Genomic DNA, 20170 nt, shown 5'->3' on the forward strand with positions numbered 1-20170 from the left:
TTTTGCATTCATATTTAATTAATTGAAATATTTTTCGATGTAAGCCAGAACGAGCGGTACCTTTTAACAAAAAGGATATTTTTGCGTTTATCAACAAAACTCGTGTTTTAGAACTTATTAATAAACAAACTAATCAACAGGAAATCGTTATGAATTTTAAAAAGATCAAAAGCTTTTTCATGCTGGCCGCCATCATGTTGGCATTTTCAGCGACAGGGCAAGACGTTAATCAGGCTGCCGACATTTTTAACCAGGGCAATCAGGGTGTAAAAGACAACAATTACCAATTGGCCATCGACAAGTATCAGGAGGCCATGGACATGGCTTCGCAGCTTGGGCCGGAAGGCGAACAGATAGTTGCCGGAGCAAAATCCCAGATTCCTTCGCTCTATTACAAGATAGGAATCGCCGATTACAAAGATAAAAACATCGACAAGGCAGTTGGCGAGTTTGAAAAAGCCATCGAATATGCTACCCAATACAACGACCCCGAAACCGCTGCAAAAGCTACCGACATTATCCCAAAGCTCTATTACTCGCAGGGCAACAGCTTTTACAGCGATGAAAAATACAACGAAGCGCTCGAAAGTTTCGGCAAATCGGCTGAGCTGGCACCCGACTATTCTCGGGCTTACTGGGGAATGGCGCTGGTTTACAACAAAATTGACGACACCGAAAAAATGAAAGAATCGTTTGCTAAGGCGCTGGAATTGGCCGAAGGCGAAGGCGATGCGGATATGGCCAAAAAAGTGCGCGCTAATGCCAGCAAGCTGCTGCAGTCGGAAGGCGCTAAAAAACTACAAGCCCAGGATTGGCCGGCAGCACTGATGTGCCTGAACGCCACTACCGAATTTGAACCCGAAAATGCCGAAGCATATTATTACATTGCTCTGGCCAACAACGGACTGAAAAAATACGACGAAGCCATCGCTGCCGCTGACAAGGGGCTTGAAGTTGCTGCCAGCGAAAGCGCTGATTTTAAAGCCAAGTTTTATTACGAAAAAGGTAACGCACTAAAGGCACAAGGTAACAACGACGCCGCCTGCGATGCATACCAAAATGCCAAACACGGACAATTTGTACAAAACGCCGATTACGAGATCAAAACGGTTTTAAAGTGTAATTAATACACAAAACATTCCTGCTGAGCTTTCCGATGCATCGGATAAAAAAGTTCGGAACAGGAACAATCATAAAAGAAAAGACAGAATGTTTCGGCATTCTGTCTTTTTTTATTAATGATCTGCGTGTTACACAAATTAGGCTTTTCGCCTTATTGAAATTTGATAAAATGCGTCCTGTTTATTCCGGAAAGGTAAGAATGGTGGTGACGTTGACCAGCCTGTCGAAGCGCCCGCCAACAGGACGATAATAGACGAAGAAAGAATAATCGTTGTTGCTGTCGAAAAAGTTACCTTCTGTCAGCTCGGTTTCCCCACGGGTGGCGTTGTTGGGCAAAAACAGATATTGATAATTATAAAATCCCTGCTTGAGCAGCAACGATGCTTCATAGCCTTTCCGATCGTAGTTGTATTTTAATTCGGCTTCGGGTATAAATTGCCAATATGTCAATCCGCCCATCAGATACAATTTGCCGGTAGCCAAAGGGTAGTCGTAAGGCAGGAAAAAATGAACCTGCGCATAGTCAGCCATCGTGTTATCTATTTCCATATCCTCCGTCTTTATCAAAAAAAGGCCATTGATACTCTCCTGCACATTCTCAAATACATTCTTCTTTTTCACCACGTCATCATGCAGAAAAACCTGATAGCCCTCCATGGGATCATAATCAGTTTCGGCAACCCTGAATGAATTGTAGCGCAGACTTTTAAGATCAAAATAGCGGAAGGCATTGCCTCCATCAAACACATTTACACCGTCGTAATCGTACAACAGGTCTGTGCCGGTGATGGAGCGTGGTTTCAAGTCGGTGATGGCATTGTCCCAGCGACCGTTTTGGCGCAGGGTTACTTTTATCTCCTGCCGCGGGTCGGTAAGTGACAGCCCCATGGTTTGAATATTAAAGACCACCTCCTGCCGCCAGTCACGCTCCGAAACATCGAGTGGTTTGCGCACCCGCGCCACAACCTGCACCCGTGGGTCTACCACAAAAAACCGATGTGTAAAAATCACCTCCTCAGGATCGTCGGCCAGATAAACCTTGAGCAGATAGTTGCCCGAAAGGCGATATGAAATATTCTCATTTGGGATGACCCCATGATAATGAACATAGGGCTGCATGGTGTTGACAGAATAAGCAAAATCATCGATATAATCATCCTGGAAAGTTTCCAGATATTCAGTGGGCACCAAATCGGATACATTCCAGTCGGCGTCGCAATGAATGATCGTGTAACCATACTTTTTATAATCGGCCGAGAGGTCGTCGAACGAAAAAACGAGGCGCTCCGACGACTTAAGCTTCACCACCGGCTTCGACATGGGTGCTCCGTCGGGATGCATCAACACCGCGCGGATATAGTCTTTGTAGATGTAGCTGGAGTTTCTCACGAAATCTTCCTGGTAATAATCGTCGGGGTCGGTTTGGCTTCGACCTGTTAGCATCGCCACGATCATTACCGTTATTAACAATAGTATTTTTTTCATCATTTGTATTTAGTTGTGTGGTTAAAAATCCTTTTTTTTTCCTCACCCCCGACCCCTCCCAATTGGAGGGAGCGCTTCTTCGTGGCGATAGAAATATTTTCTAAACTGCCTGCTCCGTTTGGGTTTTTCCACTTTGCCATGCAAAAGCGCTCCCTTCCACGTGTCGGGGAAGGGTCGCGGATGGTGCTATTGCGTCGTTTTGCATCAATTTATTCTAACTTTCATTTATCTAAATCCCGGCCAAAGATATGGAAATATCTAACCGCGCATCGTCTGCTTTCATGCAATTGGAAGACATTTTATTTTTTAATAAAAATGCGTTTGCACCCGCGGTTCCCAGAGTTTTTGGTAATCGGGCTCAACCGCACCTTTGCATACCTTCTGAAAAACGCATTGGGTGTGGTTTTCGATTTTATAAATCTGCGTAAGCGTACAGGGCGATTTCTCGCAGTGGCCGTCGCGACAAAGCAATGTGTGGTTGCAGCAGCTACGTCCCAGCGCCCAAAAGATGTCGTTCAAGCGGGTTGTCGGTTTGTGGCTCAGGCTGGCAATTATGCGCATAGCTTCGATGCACCGGCTGCGGATAGGCTCGTCTGTAAGAAGTGGTTGTTGCCGGATAATGTGGTCGCGAAGTATCTCATCTGCTATTTCTACACAACCGGTACGCAAAAGCACGCGCTGCATGTGGTAGTCCATGATCGGGATAAAGTTTTCGCGGTCAGTAATTTTCACCAGCCCGGCGTCTTCGAGAAGCTTCACCAGAAAGGTTGTCTTTTTCTGCTGTGGATCGGCAAAAGCCTCGCAATGTGGCATCAGTTGATACAATCCGGTTTGTTGCGCATTTTTTAATTGATAATGACTGGCGGAAAAAAGCGTTTCGACGCTTCCGCTAAAATCCCGGATCAACAAATCAGCCGCCTGTTGCATCAGCTGTGCACGCTCCGGCAGGCGGTCGAAAGTGCACTCGGCGCCTTCGGCAAAAGCATCCGAAAGTAACGCAACGATTTCATCTAAAGCTGCTGTGGCAAGCCAGTCCGGCTGCAGCAGTGGTGAATCATCAGCGGCAAGCTGCAAAAAAACCTCTTCGATAAAATCCCAGCCAAACAGGTTTTTTACTTTATGATGCAGGCTGTAGGTCTGATGACAGATAGCCACGGCAAAGAAGTGCATCCGGAACTGTGTTTCACGGCTGCCGGTGCCCTGCAGGTATGGCCGATGGTAAAATTCTGTCGAAGGTTTCATCGTCGAAACGATGCCGGCAATTTTTTCGCATTGCGGATGGTTGAGGGTCACTTCAGAGGAAGACTTTGCTGTTGCGTTGTTTTTCATAAGCGGTCAGGTATGTTGTATTTTATTTTATGATAATAATCCGTTTACAAAAGTTATTGGTTACAAAATAAGACTAAAAATAATTGATTGTCGTGAAGGGAGCCACGGAAGCCATCCAAAGCATCAAAACAGTTTTTATTTCTCGCTAAAATCAACCCTCCTCCCTTCTACTTCCTGCAAACCCAAACAATACCGAACGAACTCCGGGTAGCACCAGTCACAATTTCACACAAGATGGCATGTGTAGCCAAAACTCGACTATTTTTGATTTTTGAGCAGAATATTTATCATAACTAAATAAAAATATGAAAGTTGTACAAAAAGTAGAACAGGCCATTAATGCCGAAACCATTCCTCCTGGCAGCATTATCTACACTGCCGGCAATGCCGCCGCACCGCAAGTGCTGCTGCGCCAGATTGCCGAGGACACAAACATCCGCGACGTCGATATGCTGAGTGTGCTGCTGTTGGGTGACATAGGAAAGCTTTTCGCCCCGGAAGTTACCAAGCGCATCTGCCATCGTGTAATTTTTAACGGACACCACTCACGCGAAGCCATCAACAGTGGCGGCGCCTCTTACCAGCTGATCCATCTCTCCGACATCGCCAACCAGATGCGTAATTTTGTGAAACCGAACGTGGTTTTCCTTATGGTAGCCGGCCCCGACAACGGTGGCAACTACAGCTACGGCACCACCGTGGAAGGTTGCAAAGGTGCTGTGGATGCAGCCCTCGCAGGCAAAGGCACCATCATCGTGGAGCGCAATGCGCAAATGCCTTTTGTGCTGGGAACCACTATTCACGAAACCGATATCGACTATCTCATCGACACCGACTATAATCTACCCACAAGCCCGGTAAAAGAGCCTGACGAGCGCGCACGCCGCATCGCCAAAATCATCACAGAACTTTATGTAGAAGACGGAAGCACCCTGCAATATGGCATCGGCGAAGTGCCCGAGGCCGTTACCGATGCCATCATCGAAAAGGGTGTCAAAGACCTGGGTATCCATACCGAGCTTTTTGCCGACGCCATGCGCAAACTTGTCGAAAAGGGAATCGTTACCAACAAATATCTCGACTTCAACTTTTCGATCGCCAGCATCTTTCTGGCGGGCGATAAAGCCGGCTACGACTGGTTGAACTACAACAGCTCGGTACAAAGCCGCCCCTCCGATTTCACCAACTATGTACCCAACATTGCACGCATGCCCAAAATGCTGGCCATCAACAGCGCCATTGGCGTGGATTTGCACAGCAACGTCTGGGCCGACTCACTCAACGCCACACGCATCTACAGCGGCATAGGAGGACAGGCCGACTTTCTGCGCGGGTCTTATCTCTCCAAAGGGGGAGTGCCGCTGATTGCCATGAAGTCGACAACACGCACAGGACTGTCTAAAGTTATGATGAAATGTCCGGAGGGCATCACCACCTCAGCCATTGCCGCCGACCCGGTGATAATCGTTACCGAACAGGGTGCCTTCGACCCGCGCGGCCTCAACCTGGCCGAACATGCTGTAGGCATCGCGCATCTGGCAGAACCCGAATGCCGCGAGAAATTGCTCAAATATATCTACGAAAGCAAAGAATACCACAAGCCGCAGCAAGCCCTTAAAGGCAAGCCGCCCAAAGGTTTCACGACTTATGATATGGTGAAGTAAAGTTTTTCTTCTCACCCTGTTATAATTAGACCTCATTTATTCCGCAGCCCAGGCGTTTGCGCCTGGGTTTACATGAAACTATGAGGACAAAAGAAAGAATTGTATGAACGCGTTTGGTTCTCAGCCATGAATGGCTGGGCTAGGGAGCCAGAGATACATCGGACAAAATGAATTGGTGGGAATTTCCTATCTTCGCGACCTTATAATTATTGTATCACAAATCATCATCAACAACTTATGAAAAAGTTTTTTGGAACACTCACAATCATTGTATTTATGGCAACATTGTTTACCGGATGCGCCGGCGACAGCAACAACGAGGCACAGCGTGCCGGTATAGTGCCGCTGGAAGTAGAATTTGAAGCGCTTCCCGGCATCGACATGCAACAGAAGCTCGATGAGTTTGCTTCTTTTCGCCTGACGGCTAATCTGGATCATCTCACCGCCAAAGAAAAAGAGATGCTGCCGTATCTCTTTCAGGCTGCCGACATCATGAACGAACTCTACTGGAAACAAGCTATCGGCTACCGCGAAGATTTCCTGAACCGCATCGAGGGAGAAGATGCGCGGGCTTTCGCCAAAATTCATTACGGCCCCTGGAACCGCCTGGATGGCAATGCTCCCTTTCTGACCAACGTGGGCGCTAAGCCTGCCGGCGCCAATTTCTACCCGGAAGATATGACCAAAGAAGATTTTGAAGCTTTAAACGATAGTGACAAAGCAAGCCAGTACACGCTCATCCGCCGCAACGACGATGGCAAACTTTACACGCTCTGGTTTCACGAAGCTTATCAGCCCGAGATAGAACGTACGGCTGCTCTATTGCGCAAAGCTGCTAACCTTGCCGAAGACGAAGGGCTGAAAAAATATCTGACCCTGCGTGCCGATGCGATGCTCACCGATGACTATTACCAGAGTGACCTGGCCTGGATGGACATGAAAAATACCAATATTGACATTGTAATCGGACCCATCGAAAACTACGAAGACGGGCTTTTCGGATACAAAGCCGCCTACGAAGCTTTTGTGCTTATAAAAGACCCGGAGTGGAGCCAACGACTGCAAAAGTTCGCTGCCATGCTGCCCGAATTGCAAAAAGAAGTTCCCACCGGCGAAGCTTACAAAAAAGATATCCCCGGCGCCGACTCCGACCTGAATGCCTATGATGTAGTTTATTACGCCGGCGACTGCAATGCCGGAAGCAAAACCATCGCCATCAACCTGCCCAACGACCCCAGGGTACACGCCGAAAAAGGCACCCGCAAGCTACAACTCAAAAACGCCATGCGCGCCAAGTTTGATAAAATCCTGGTGCCTATCGCCGAAATGGTGATTGCGCCAGAACAGCAAAAACACGTAACCTTCGACGCATTCTTTTCTAATACCATGTTTCATGAAGTGGCACACGGTATGGGTGTAAAAAACACCATCACCGGAAAAGGGACAGCCCGCGAAGCGCTCAAAGAATCTTATTCGTCGATAGAAGAAGGCAAAGCCGACATCATGGGTTTGTGGCTGGTGCAGACACTTCGCGAAAAAGGCGAGATCACCGACGGCGAACTAATGGACAACTACGTAACGTTTATGGCCGGCATCTTCCGCTCCAGCCGCTTTGGCGCCGCCAGCGCTCACGGCAAAGCCAACATGATGCGTTTTGCTTTCTTTAATGAACAAGGCGCTTTTACCCGCGACGACGACGGATATTACCGTGTAAATCCTGAAAAGATGAGAGCTGCCATCGATATGCTGGTGGATAAAATACAGGTGATACAGGGCGACGGCGACTACGAAGCTGCCAAAGCCTGGATAGTAAAAGATGGCGTGGTAAGCCCTGAGCTGCAAGCCGACCTCGATCGCATCAACGCCGGAGGTATTCCTGTGGACATCGTATTTGAGCAGGGACCATCCGTGTTAGGAATTTAATAATCAGAATATTTAATATTGGCATTTTGATACGCACGGCCGTGCTTCTCTGGATTGCAGAGAGCATGGCCGTGCTTCTCTAGAACATAGAGACGCACGGCCGTGCGTCTTTACATTCCGAAGTATAATTAATCCGTGGCAGGAATTCCCAAATCGATACCGTATTCGTTTTCGATGTATCGGAAATACCAGTAGAGCTGGTAATTTACTTCCAGCCCGTAATCGATGCCGGGCAGGTAATCTATCAAATATTCGTAAGGCTCCTGATGCATGGTTTCGCGCACGCGGCGGTTCCATTTAGAAACCAGATAATTGTTTTTGGTGCGATAGTATTCGTTACTGTAATACCAGCGGGGTTTAGCGTGGCCAATTAGCCAGCTATCGAAGCCGGTGGCAATGATGGCGATTTCGTATTCGGTACTATCGACAGAGGTAATCATAAGGCTGTCGGCGGCAGATTTGGGATGATGCTGCGCTGAAGCTTCCGGAGTGGCCATCCATAAAGTGAGCGAAATAACGATTAGCAGTGACAGAGCTATCTTTTTCATAATTATAAAATTTTAGTTCTAAAATAAACAAAAGAGATCACAGCCAAAATAGAAACGCCAGGGAAATCTGTAGCAAAGCGTCTAAATATATTTTATAAAAAACAGAAAACAAATAACAAGCGGAAGTTTAAAATCCGGTTTGTTTAAGTGCGCGTTCTGCATTTACGGGAAGTGTCTCGGGAGTATCGCCACCCGAACGAGTTATACGCAGAAGATGCCGCAGCTCTTCCGGATCGTCTTTATGTACCAGTTTGGCCAGCACATGATGCGCACCCAAACGGAAATTATAGGAGTCGGCGCGTCTAACAAGCGCTTTGAGCAGCGGGCGCAGCGAAGGGCGACCTATCTTTATAAGCGCTTCGGCAGCAATCCACCGGATGCCGCTCACGTCGTCTTCGAGCATTGCCAGTAACTCGCCTATGGACGACTGATGAGCGATGAGCTGCACCACCTTAACAGCCTGCTTGCGAATCACTCTTTGCTTAGAGTTCAGCAACTTGTGAATCACCGGAAGCGCCGCCTCACCGCTTTCGACAAAACGGCGTCGTGCATCCATGTGCCGGTTGTAATCAGCCACATCGGTAAGTTCGTAAAGTTGCTGAAGCACCTCTTCGGAGAAACCATATTGCCGCAGTTCGTTTTTTTCTTCTTCTCTCAAATTCATCTTAAGGTTATTAAGAGTTTGTCTGACTAAAACAATGGAGTCCGGTAAAAGTTGTGGGAATGGGATATTGCAAACGCATCTCTCCCCTCTCATCGCTCTTTTCTCATTTCTAACCTCTGATTTCCCCTCGCACCCCCTGTCAATTCAGCCAAACATTTAATTAACAGTTTATTAACACACCTTTCCCATAGAGAATGAAAACATTCTGAAAGCTTTTAAACTTTAATGAATTGTACGCTTGAATGCTGAGGTGATTATTGCCAGTCCAGGTGGATGAACATCATAATTATTAAAGATGAAAACAAAGTCGTTTTATAGCTTCTGGTTCGCCCTGCTATTGTCAGGCTTAATGATAAATGCAGATGGGCTGACTTCCTATTCCGGCGGGGCAAAAGCTTCTGCATCGTCTTTCCTTTTTGCCAACAAAACCACGCCAAAGGATATTTGTAAAACCAATTTCTATTGGAACAAGCGTTTCCTGCAAACCACCGGCTTCCTTTTATTTATCCGAATATGATGCCGACGGTCAGGTGGGTAGGGTCTTTCTTCCTATCCAAACCACACCAAGAAATCCTCCGGGTGCTACCCTGGCGGTAATTTCAAAATCGGATACTATTTCGACCCATTCGATTTTTAAGCTGCCCGCCCGACTTCAGGCAGGTTTACCCGGAATAAAATGTAAATAAATAGTTTGCACATCAATAATTTTTAATGCTTTAAATAATTTCAACTAACGTAAAATATCAAATTATGAAAAAACATCTATTTTTCTTTTTAACAGTATTTCTGTTTTTCGCTGTAACAAGCGCATCTGCACAGACAATACACTATGTGAAGGCAGGCGGCTCTGGCGACGGTACTTCCTGGGCAAATGCTTCGGGCGATTTGCAAGCCATGATTAACAGTGCCGGCGTAGAGCAGGTATGGGTAGCCAAAGGCACCTACCAGCCAGCAGTCAATGGTTCATTTGTAATGAAAAACGACGTAGCTATTTACGGTGGCTTTGACGACACAGGAAATCCCGGAATGGCAGATCGAAACTGGAAAACCTACGCCACCATTCTACAAGGAAACGGTAACAGTGTAATAAAGAACACCTTTAGTGGCAACCCTTTATTGGCAAGCGCTGTATTGGATGGTTTTACCATTACTGGAGGAAACAGTTATTCTGGAGGTGGTATTTATAACTATGAAGCTTCCCCCACATTGACCAATCTTAATATTACTGGGAATTCAGTAAATACTGATGGCGGTGGGATATACAATTATCATTCTACTCCAAGATTGACCTACGTGATCCTGAGTGGAAATTATGCAAGCTATGATGGCGGTGGTATATTCAATTATGGTCATTCTCCCTCAATCCTAACCAATGTAATTCTGAAAGGGAACACAGCCGGAGACAATGGCGGCGGAATGTTCAATTCAAGTTCTGCCCCAACCCTCACTAACGTTTCCGTGATTGGGAATACGGCAAATCAGGGTGGCGGGCTTGCAAATATTTATTTATCTAACGCGAGCCTGACCAACAGCATTGTATGGGACAATACAGCAAATTCCGTTAATGGTGTTTTTAACGAAGGCGGCGGCAGCAGCTCAACCATTATCTCTTACAGCTTGGTACAAGATATTGACAATACGGGCAACAATGGCCTGGACGGTACCGATCCCGGCAACGACCCACAGTTTACCAATGCTACCAATGGCGATTACAGTCTGCAAGCCACCAGCCCGGCCATTAACGCAGGAAGCAACCAAGCCTATACCAACGCCGGTGGTGATTTGCAAAACGATGTGGATTTAGCGGGCAACCCACGTTTGTACGAAGGAACGATAGATATGGGAGCATATGAATCTCAAGGGCTCCAAATATCTCCTGATGGCAACAACATTGTCTACGTGGACATAAATGTTAGTGGAGGAGATGGCAGTGGCGACAGTTGGGCAAACGCAGTTCCCGAACTGGCCGACGCACTGAAATATGCACAGTTACAAAATGCCATTACACCATACACTTCCGTCAACCCACTTAAAATATTTGTAGCTGGTGGCACCTACAAACCACTTTATAGCCCGGCAGATAATAACTTCGGAAACGATGCCGGCCGCGACAACAGTTTCTTAATGGTAAAAAACGTGCAGCTATATGGCGGCTTTGCCGGAACGGAAGCTTCTTTGGCAGAGCGTGATTTGAGTATAATTGGGAATGAAACTATTTTAAGTGGCGACATTAATGGAGATGACGTGATTTCCGGTAGTGGCAGTACGCTGAGCATAACCAACAACAACGAGAACAATTACCGCGTTTTAGTAAGTTTTGGAGCCGTGGATGCGGCATGCCTTGATGGCTTTGCTGTAACCGGAGGAAATGCAAATGGCACTGTAAAATTAACGATAAACACGCTTCAAATGGTTGATGCCGAATCCGGTGGAGGAATGTATAACCTCACTTCTTCCCCAAACATCGTCAACGTAAGCTTCAATGGGAATTCAGCAACTTATGGAGCTGGAATGCAAAATGATAATTCTTCTTCCCCAATCCTGACCAACGTGACCCTGAGCGGGAATACGGCAGATCTTGGCGGCGGGATGTACAATTATTCTTCTTCCCCAATCCTGACCAACGTGACCCTGAGCGGGAATACGGCAGATCTTGGCGGCGGAATGTTCAATAACCAATCTTCTTCCCCAAGCATGGTTAACGTGACCCTGAGCGGGAATTCAGCAACTAATTTTGGCGGCGGAATGTTCAATAACCAATCTTCTTCCCCAAACCTGACCAATAGTATTCTATGGGGCAATACGGCTACTAACAGTGGTGGTATTTATAATGACAATAGTACACCTGTTATCTCTTATAGTTTGGTGCAGGATATTGACAACACAGGCAGCAATGGATTGGATGGTACCGATACCAACAACGACCCTCAATTTACCGATCCTGTTAATGGCGATTACAGCCTACAATCCACAAGCCCGGTTATTAACTTAGGAAGTAACCAAGCCTATACCGATGCCGGCGGCGATTTGCAAAATGATGTGGACCTGGCGGGAAACCCAAGACTTTTTGGTCTATCAATCGATATGGGAGCTTTTGAATCCCAGGTCAACCCACCTGCTTACACGACGCTGGTATCGCTTGGTTCAGGTATTTTAACAATCCAGGACCTTGTAGATAAGGATGATGATCTAACCATTAGCTACACAGGTGGCAACTTTATTATTACAGACATTAATGGCGGAATAATCAATACGAATGTTGCCGGAGCCACCGGCGACGGAACTGCTTCAGTTACCATACCCAATATTGGCGTAAACAGTATTTTGGCAAAAACCCTGGGTGGCGATGATACGTTCACGGTAGATTTCTCAGGAGGCAATTTTAATGTTCCCATAGATTACGAAGGCGGTATTCAGACCGGCGGTGATATTTTAGCATTGGCCGGCGGCGGTACTTTCGATAATGTGACCCATAATTTTACAAATAAAAACGATGGAAGTGTATCCGTTTCAGGCAATGGCCTAATATCATACACAGGCCTTGAACCCATTATCGATAATCTGAACGTCAATGACCGGGTGTTCAACTATACAGGTGGAGCAGAAACCATCACCCTAAATGCCGGAGGAAGTCTCGATAATCAAATTGTTTCTACTTTGGGTGAATCGGTGGATTTCAATAACCCAAACACCTCATTAACTATCAATACCGAAGTAGATGGTGGTTCGGGAGCAGACGTTGTAAATATTGAAGGAGTTAGCGCAGGTTTTGATGCCGACCTTACGGTAAATGGCGGATCGGATGACAACATAAACTTCCAGACCAACCCAACCAATATTGGCAATGGTAGTTTTGATATTAATGGAAAAACGATTTCAGTAGTGCAGAATCTTACGACCGCTTCAACAGGAGCCATTACTCTTTCTGCATCAAGAAATATTGTAGTGAATTCGGCCGCAATGGTGTCATCAGCAGATGGCAATATTACATTTCATGCAAATGCCTGGGCAAGATTAACAGGTGTGGATGTAATTGCTATTGGGATTTATAACGACTCAAAAATTACTACTTCAGGATCGGGAAATATTGAAATGACGGGAGTAGGTGTTGGCAGTGGTGCAAGCAGCTTTAATTTTGGTGTTCAAATTGAAAGCGGTACTATTGAAAATACAGGAAGCGGTAGTATTTCAGTGATGGGTATCGGAGGTGACGGATTTCAAGCTAATCAAGGGGTTCGTATCGGCGGAGCAACAACTGGAATTACAACCATTGATGGAGGAATTACCATAAATGGAATAGCAGGAAATGGCACCGGCGATGAAAATGACGGGGTAACCATTATTTACGGGGCGCTAATCGAAGCTACAGGAACAGCGGCCATCAGCATAGCAGGGAATTCAGGAACTGGGACAGATTATAACAGAGGTGTTAACCTTTTCGAAGGTAAAATAAGTTCTGCAGGTGGCGGTGTATTCATTTATGGCGGTAGCGCAGGAGCTAACGACAGTAATGTCGGTATTTCCATGGTAGCAGCTTCTTTTATAAAAGATTCGAACGGTGGAAATATCTTATTAACGGGTACAGGTGGAAATGGTGTTAACTCCAATATTGGAGTTAATATAATAGGCAGTGTTGTGGAATCCAACAATGGAAATATTGTGCTCATTGGAACTGGTGGCCAGGGTAGTGGTAATGACAATCTGGGAGTTGACATTGTGTCATCAGCACAAGTACGCGATATTGGAACCGGTGGTGTAACAATAGTGGGTGATGGTGGAACAGGGGTTCAAGCGAACTTAGGAGTACAAATAAATGGACCGGCCTCAGTTACTTCAAATGGAGGAGATATTTCTATTTCAGGAATAGCAGATCCGGCAACAACCGGTATTTATAATATTGGAACCATCATAAGATATACTGCAACTGTTTCAACAACAGGCAGTGGAGCCATTTCTATCGATGGAACGAGTGGCGGTGGAGTAGGGAGTAACTATGGTTTGGAAATTTCATCGGACGGAACCGTTGTAAGTACTGAAAATGGAGATATAGCTCTGAATGGAAGCGTTCCCAGTAGCTCTCAAGGAGCTAATAACCTTGGGGTGTATTTTAATAATGCCTTAATCAATTCAACGGGAACAGGATCTATTCAAATAATTGGTACAAGTGCTTCAGCAGATAGTCCGGCTATAAATATCGAGTCGTTGGGAACTCCCATTACTGCCGGCGGAGCTATAACTGCAACAGCCAACGTAGGAAAACTTAAAACTCCGGCTGGAATTCCTGCTTATTCAATATTCGATGCTACCACTACAGCGGTTAATGGAATCCTTGCTCCGGGGCAATCTCCGGGACAACTAGCCATAAATGGAAACTTTGCAATTGGGTCGGGAGACGCATTGGAAATTGAAATAAATGGTTTTACCACCGCAGGCACAGACTATGACCAGCTAGTCGTGAATGGTACCGTAGATATTACCGATGCGACATTAACTTTGGTAGATAATTTTGCAGGATCTCTACCCGAAGGACACATTTTTACTATAATCAATAATACGGGTACTGGTGCCGTAGTGGGGACATTTAACGGACTTCCCGAGGGAACTGCCATGTCATTTAATGGGCAGGGTTTGGTTATCAGTTATAATGGAGGCGATGGAAACGACGTTGTGTTAACGGTGAGTTCTATGGCGATAACCAATCCTTTCATCACCACCTGGGAGACCACTTCTGCAAATGAAAGCATTACCATTCCAATTGCTTCCGCGTTATCTTATGACTATACAGTGGATTGGGGCGACGGCAACATAAGCCAAAACCAAACCGACAATGCCACACATATTTATTCTACGGCAGGTATTCATACCGTAAAAATCATTGGAACTTTCCCTATGATCTACTTTAATAATAGCGGAGATAAAGACAAAATAATGACCATCCAGCAATGGGGCGATATCCAGTGGGACTATATGATAGAATCTTACTATGGTTGTAGTAACCTAACGCTAACGGCAACGGATGCTCCCGATTTGAGCAATGTACAATATATGGATGAAATGTTTAAGAATGCAACATCCTTTAACGGGGATGTTTCGGGTTGGGATGTCCAAAACGTGCTATCCATGAATCAAACGTTTAGGGGTGCAACCTCCTTTAACGGGGATGTTTCGGGTTGGGATGTGCAAAACGTGACTGATTTTAGTTTTATGTTTTTTGATGCAACATCTTTTAATGGGGATATTTCGGGTTGGGATGTTGAAAGTGGAGAGCAAATGTGGGCAATGTTTGGTAATGCAACGTCCTTTAATGGGGATATTTCGGGTTGGGATGTGCATAATGTAACAACTTTTGCTTTCATGTTTTACGGAGCAACAGCTTTCAATGGGGATATTTCAGGTTGGGATGTTCAAAACGCACAATATACGATTGCAATGTTTCGCGGTGCAACAGCCTTTAACGGAGATATTTCGGGTTGGAATGTTCAAAACGTGCAAAGTATGAATTCCATGTTTTTCGATGCAGCAGCTTTTAGCGGAGATATTTCGGGTTGGGATGTGCAAAAAGTGGAGGATATGAATTACATGTTTAGTCTTGCAGCAGCCTTTGATGGAGATATTTCGGGTTGGAACGTACAAAGCGTACAATCTATGTATTCCATGTTTAACCGTGCAACGGCTTTTAATTCGGATATTTCGGGTTGGAATGTCCAAAACGTGCAAGTTATGGATAGTATGTTCTACGGTGCTACGGCCTTTGATCGGAGTTTGGGTGGTTGGGATATTCAAAGTGTAACTGACATGCCCCATATGTTTGGTAATGCCGGCCTTTCAACGGCCAACTATGATGCAACGCTAATTGGCTGGAACAGCCAACTCCTGCAAAACGCAGTAATTTTTGACGGTGGCAACAGCACCTACAGTTGCGCTGCTGCAGATGCCAGAGATAACCTCATCACTGCTTTCGGATGGACAATCACCGATGGTGGTGGCTTGCCTGGAGTAAGTACACAGGCTGTAACTAACATTAGTTCAACTGCAGCCACCGCTAACGGGAACATCATTTGTTTGGGCACAACCAACCCAACGGCACATGGTTTTTGTTGGAACATCACCGGAACACCCACAACAGCCGATGATATGGTGGACAAAGGCGAGGCTACAGCCACCGGAGCTTTTACAGCTATCATCTCTCCGCTTTTGCCTAACACAATCTACTATGTACGCGCTTTTGTAACGAATGCTGCCGGCACCAGTTATGGTGAAGAGCAGAGTTTTAGCATTGGTTGTATCAATCCAACATCAGGAGGTACTATAGCTGAGGATCAATTGATATGCGTAGCTACAGCTCCAGATGCCCTGTCAAGCTCCACATTACCTGATGGCTTTGTGGGTACCCTGGAATATCAGTGGCAGGTATCTTCTAATGGCATCGACTTCACGAATATTGCTATAGATGGAGCCTTTGAAACCTACAGCCCCGAAGCTTTAACAGCCAACACCTGGTATAGACGTTTGGTCAAAGTTGAATGTGAATCCACATGGATGGAATCAAATATCTTGGAAATTACAGTTCGCCCACAGTTTACCCCCGGTGCCATCGCAACTACTGGTGAGACGATCTCCAATGGCGATGACCCTTCCATAATTGGCAGCATGACTGATGCTTCCGGTGGTGATGGCACAATTACTTATCAATGGGAATCTTCCACAGATGATTTTGCCACAGCAGGAATTGTAATTCCGGGCGCTGAATCGGCAAGCTATGATCCACCATCCGGCCTGACCGCCACAACAAGTTACCGCCGGTATGCCCACGACGGAACTTGTAACATTGCTTTTGAAGCTTCTACAGGTACATGGAAAGTTATAGTTTATGATGATTTCACTGCCGGTGCAATTGCAGCCTCAGGTGAAACGGTTTGCTATGGCGGTGATCCTGTTGAAATCATTAGCGTTGTGGATGCTTCCGGTGGTGATGAAAACATAACTTACGCCTGGTACAGGAGCACAAACGATTTTATCGACAGTTCGTTGATTGTTGATGCAATATCAGCAAGCTATACTCCGCCTTCCGGCCTTATCGAAACCACCAGCTACCGTCGCTATACCCACGATGGAACCAGTAATCCCAATTTTACGGTTTCTGTAGGTACATGGAAAGTTATAGTTTATGATGATTTCACTACTGGCGCTATCGAAATCGCTGGTGAAACCATCAGCTACGGTGGTGATCCCGGAGAAATTGGCAGCGTGACTGATGCTTTCGGTGGTGACGAAAACATCACTTGCCAATGGGAATCGTCAACCGATGATTTTACCACAGCAGGAATTGTAATTCCAGGCACTGAATCGGCAAGCTATGATCCACCATCCGGCCTGACCGCCACAACGAGTTACCGCCGTTATGCCCACGATGGAACTTGCAACATTGCTTTTGAAGCTTCTACAGGTACATGGAAAGTTATAGTTTATGATGATTTCACTGCCGGTGCAATTGCAGCCTCAGGTGAAACGGTTTGCTATAGCGGTGATCCTGTTGAAATCATTAGCGTTGTGGATGCTTCCGGCGGTGATGAAAACATAACTTACGCCTGGTACAGAAGCACAAACGATTTTATCGACAGCTCGTTGATTGTTGGTGCAACATCAGCAAGCTATCATCCTTCTGCCGGCCCGACCGAAACCACCAGCTACCGGCGCTATGCCCACGATGGAACCAGTAATCCCAATTTTACGGTTTCTGTAGGTACATGGAAAGTTGTAGTTTATGATGAATTCACACCCGGCGCTATCGAAACTGCTGGTGAAACCATCAGCTACGGTGATGATCCTATCGAAATTGGCAGCTTGGCTGATGCTTCCGGTGGTGATGGCACAATTACTTATCAATGGGAATCTTCCACAGATGATTTTGCCACCCCGGGAAGTGTAATTTCCGGAGCTGAATCAGCAAGCTATGATCCACCATCCGGCCTGACCGCCACAACGAGTTACCGCCGTTATGCCCATGACGGAACTTGCAACATTGCTTTTGAAGCTTCTACAAGTACATGGAAAGTTATAGTTTATGATGAATTCACTGCCGGTGCAATTGCAGCCTCAGGTGAAACGGTTTGCTATGGCGGTGATCCTGTTGAAATCATTAGCGTTGTGGATGCTTCCGGTGGTGATGAAAATATAACTTACGCCTGGTACAGGAGCACAAACAATTTTATCGACAGTTCGTTGATTGTTGGTGCAACATCAGCAAGCTATCATCCTTCTGCCGGCCCGACCGAAACCACCAGCTACCGTCGCTATGCCCACGATGGAACCAGTAATCCCAATTTTACGGTTTCTGTAGGTACATGGAAAGTTATAGTTTATGATGAATTCGCACCAGGCGCTATCGAAACCACTGGCGAAACCATTTGCTTCGGCGGTAATCCGGGAGAAATTGTTAATATTACAGACGCTTCCGGTGGCGATAAAAATATCACTTACCAATGGGAATCGTCAACGGATGATTTTGCCACAGCAGGAAATGTAATTTTGGGAGCTGAATCAGCAAGCTATAATCCGCCTTTCGGCCTGACCGAAACCTCCAGTTATCGTCGTTATGCAAAGGATGGAATCTGCAATACCGATTTTGAAATTTCTACAGGAACTTGGAAAATAACCATCCAGGAATTGCCCGTGGCAGATGCCGGTAGCAACAGCAACATCGTAGAAGGTGAAACCTTTGCATTTACCAATGCCGGAGCCGTGAATTATTCCACGCTGTTGTGGTCGTCAGTTGGCGATGGAACCTTCAACGGCAACGCGCTGCTGAACCCCGTTTACACGCCGGGCAACGGCGATATTGCTACCGGCGAAGTAGAGCTTTGCTTAACTGTAGTTCCTGAAAGCCCGTGCCTGATCAGCGACACAGACTGCATGACCCTCACCATCCTGCGCCATCCCGAAGTAGTGATTGTTTCTCCAGCCGACGGCAGCACCGTTTACGACTATGCGCTCACGGTTTTGGGAACGGCATCGGATGCTGACGGCGACCTTGCGGAAATTTACATAAAGTTGAATGAAGGAGCCTGGGAATTGGCCACCGGAACCGATAACTGGACATTCAACTTCCTCCTAACTGGTGGATACCAGAAAATTGAAGCCAAAGCTGTTGATGCCGCTGGACTTGAATCTTCCATAACAGAAATTAATATATTTGTGGGAATTCAGGAAATTGATCTCTCCCAGGGCTGGTCGGCGATATCTTCATTTCTTGCACCCATTGAGCCTGCTCTCGAGACCGTGATGTCGAACACAGGATTTCCGGACAATCTTACCATTATGATGGATAATACAGGCATCTATTGGCCTGGCTACAATATCAACAGCATCGGCAACTGGGACGTCCTGCATGGATATAAAGTGAAATACAACCAGGCTGATGTATTGACCGTCTATGGTGACAAACTGCAGGATCAAGAAGTAACTTTTGACGCTGGCCTATATTTCATCCCCATGCTGGCGAATGATCCTGTTATGATTTCAAATATCTTTACGGATCCTGAAAGCGACATCTCGTATCTTTTCGACATCACAACCGGACAGGTATATTGGCCGCAGGGAAGTATTTATACCATCGAGGAACTGATTCCTGGCCGGAGTTATCTCACTAGGTTCAACCAAGAGACAACCATCACTTTCCCGGATTATCAAGCTTTGAAATCTGCGCCCATCCCTTCAAACCCGGCTACGCAGCTGGAAGCACCGTGGCAATACGTCCGCACCGGCGAAGTACATCTGATATCGCTTTTTGAAAGCGCTTTAAGTGGCCTGGAAAATTACGCATATATCGGAGCTTTCGACAGTGACGGCCTTTGCATCGGCTGTGCAAACATTGCCGGCAACGGTGGCAATATCCTGCTGACCGTTTATGGAGATGATGTTTATACAACATTTAAAGATGGCGCCAGCGCAGGTGAAGTAATCACGTTCCGTGCTTACGACCCGGCCACCGGAGGAGAAACTCTGCTCACAGCCACTTTTAGCGAAAGCTTCGCCAACACCGATGGACTGTTTGCGTTAGGTGGCCTTTCGGCAATAACAGGATTTAAAGCAGGCGCTACCGGAACTAACGAAAGTGGGTTAAATTCCTACGTCAGAGTTTATCCAAATCCTGCAGAGGATTACATCTTTATTCTTATTCCTAACCATGAAGGCAAAGTGAACTACCGTATTACCGATCTGGACGGCAGGTTGGTTGCAAAGGATCATTTCACCGGAACCGAAGCTCTGCTCGACGTTAGCATGCTCAATCCCGGCCTATATGTGATCACCATGGAAATCGACGGTCAGATTGTTACCCGACGCATTGTGGTTATGTAAAAGGTATTCAACAGATTTCATAAAACTAACGGCCGGGGCAGATGCTTCGGCCGTTGTTTTTTCCCTTCGGCTTAGTT

Annotated in this window: 9 protein-coding genes; 5 read left to right on the forward strand and 4 right to left on the reverse strand. The window is 46.2% G+C overall.

Features of this window, described 5'->3' with window-relative positions:
• Positions 1–149: 149 nt before the first annotated feature.
• Positions 150–1127 (forward strand): tetratricopeptide repeat protein, encoded by a 978-nt coding sequence (locus VFC92_14255; protein ID HZK09344.1) that lies wholly within the window; start codon positions 150–152, stop codon positions 1125–1127.
• 175 nt (positions 1128–1302) lie between these two features.
• Here VFC92_14255 and VFC92_14260 read toward each other — a convergent pair whose 3' ends face one another.
• Both VFC92_14260 and VFC92_14265 read right to left on the reverse strand, forming a co-directional pair.
• Positions 1303–2610 (reverse strand): DUF5103 domain-containing protein, encoded by a 1308-nt coding sequence (locus VFC92_14260; GenBank protein HZK09345.1) that lies wholly within the window; start codon positions 2608–2610, stop codon positions 1303–1305.
• Between the two features lie 303 nt (positions 2611–2913).
• Positions 2914–3936, reverse strand: a complete 1023-nt coding sequence (locus VFC92_14265; GenBank protein HZK09346.1) for a hypothetical protein — start codon at positions 3934–3936, stop codon at positions 2914–2916.
• A 305-nt stretch (positions 3937–4241) separates the two neighbouring features.
• Between VFC92_14265 and VFC92_14270 the strand changes: the two genes are divergently transcribed.
• Together VFC92_14270 and VFC92_14275 are read left to right on the forward strand one after the other, a co-directional pair.
• Positions 4242–5600 (forward strand): acetyl-CoA hydrolase/transferase C-terminal domain-containing protein, encoded by a 1359-nt coding sequence (locus VFC92_14270; GenBank protein HZK09347.1) that lies wholly within the window; start codon positions 4242–4244, stop codon positions 5598–5600.
• Positions 5601–5837: 237 nt separating this feature from the next.
• On the forward strand, positions 5838–7523 hold the full coding sequence (locus VFC92_14275) for a Zn-dependent hydrolase (GenBank protein HZK09348.1): 1686 nt from the start codon (positions 5838–5840) through the stop codon (positions 7521–7523).
• Between the two features lie 128 nt (positions 7524–7651).
• On the opposite strand, the gene VFC92_14280 is transcribed toward VFC92_14275, so the two are convergent.
• A complete protein-coding gene (locus tag VFC92_14280; GenBank protein ID HZK09349.1) occupies positions 7652–8071 on the reverse strand; it encodes a DUF6146 family protein in 420 nt (139 codons plus the stop codon).
• Between the two features lie 127 nt (positions 8072–8198).
• Positions 8199–8735 (reverse strand): HEAT repeat domain-containing protein, encoded by a 537-nt coding sequence (locus VFC92_14285; GenBank protein HZK09350.1) that lies wholly within the window; start codon positions 8733–8735, stop codon positions 8199–8201.
• Between the two features lie 295 nt (positions 8736–9030).
• Here VFC92_14285 and VFC92_14290 point away from each other — a divergent pair, with 295 nt between their 5' ends.
• Both VFC92_14290 and VFC92_14295 read left to right on the forward strand, forming a co-directional pair.
• The gene (locus tag VFC92_14290) at positions 9031–9252 is read left to right on the forward strand and encodes a hypothetical protein (GenBank protein HZK09351.1); all 222 of its coding nucleotides are present in this window, start codon (positions 9031–9033) and stop codon (positions 9250–9252) included.
• A 233-nt stretch (positions 9253–9485) separates the two neighbouring features.
• Positions 9486–20093 carry a BspA family leucine-rich repeat surface protein gene (locus VFC92_14295; protein ID HZK09352.1) on the forward strand — a complete coding sequence of 3536 codons (10608 nt, stop codon included), beginning with the start codon at positions 9486–9488 and terminating at the stop codon, positions 20091–20093.
• Positions 20094–20170 lie beyond the last annotated feature (77 nt).

Source organism: Bacteroidales bacterium (assembly GCA_035647615.1).
Lineage (GTDB): Bacteria > Bacteroidota > Bacteroidia > Bacteroidales > 4484-276 > SABY01.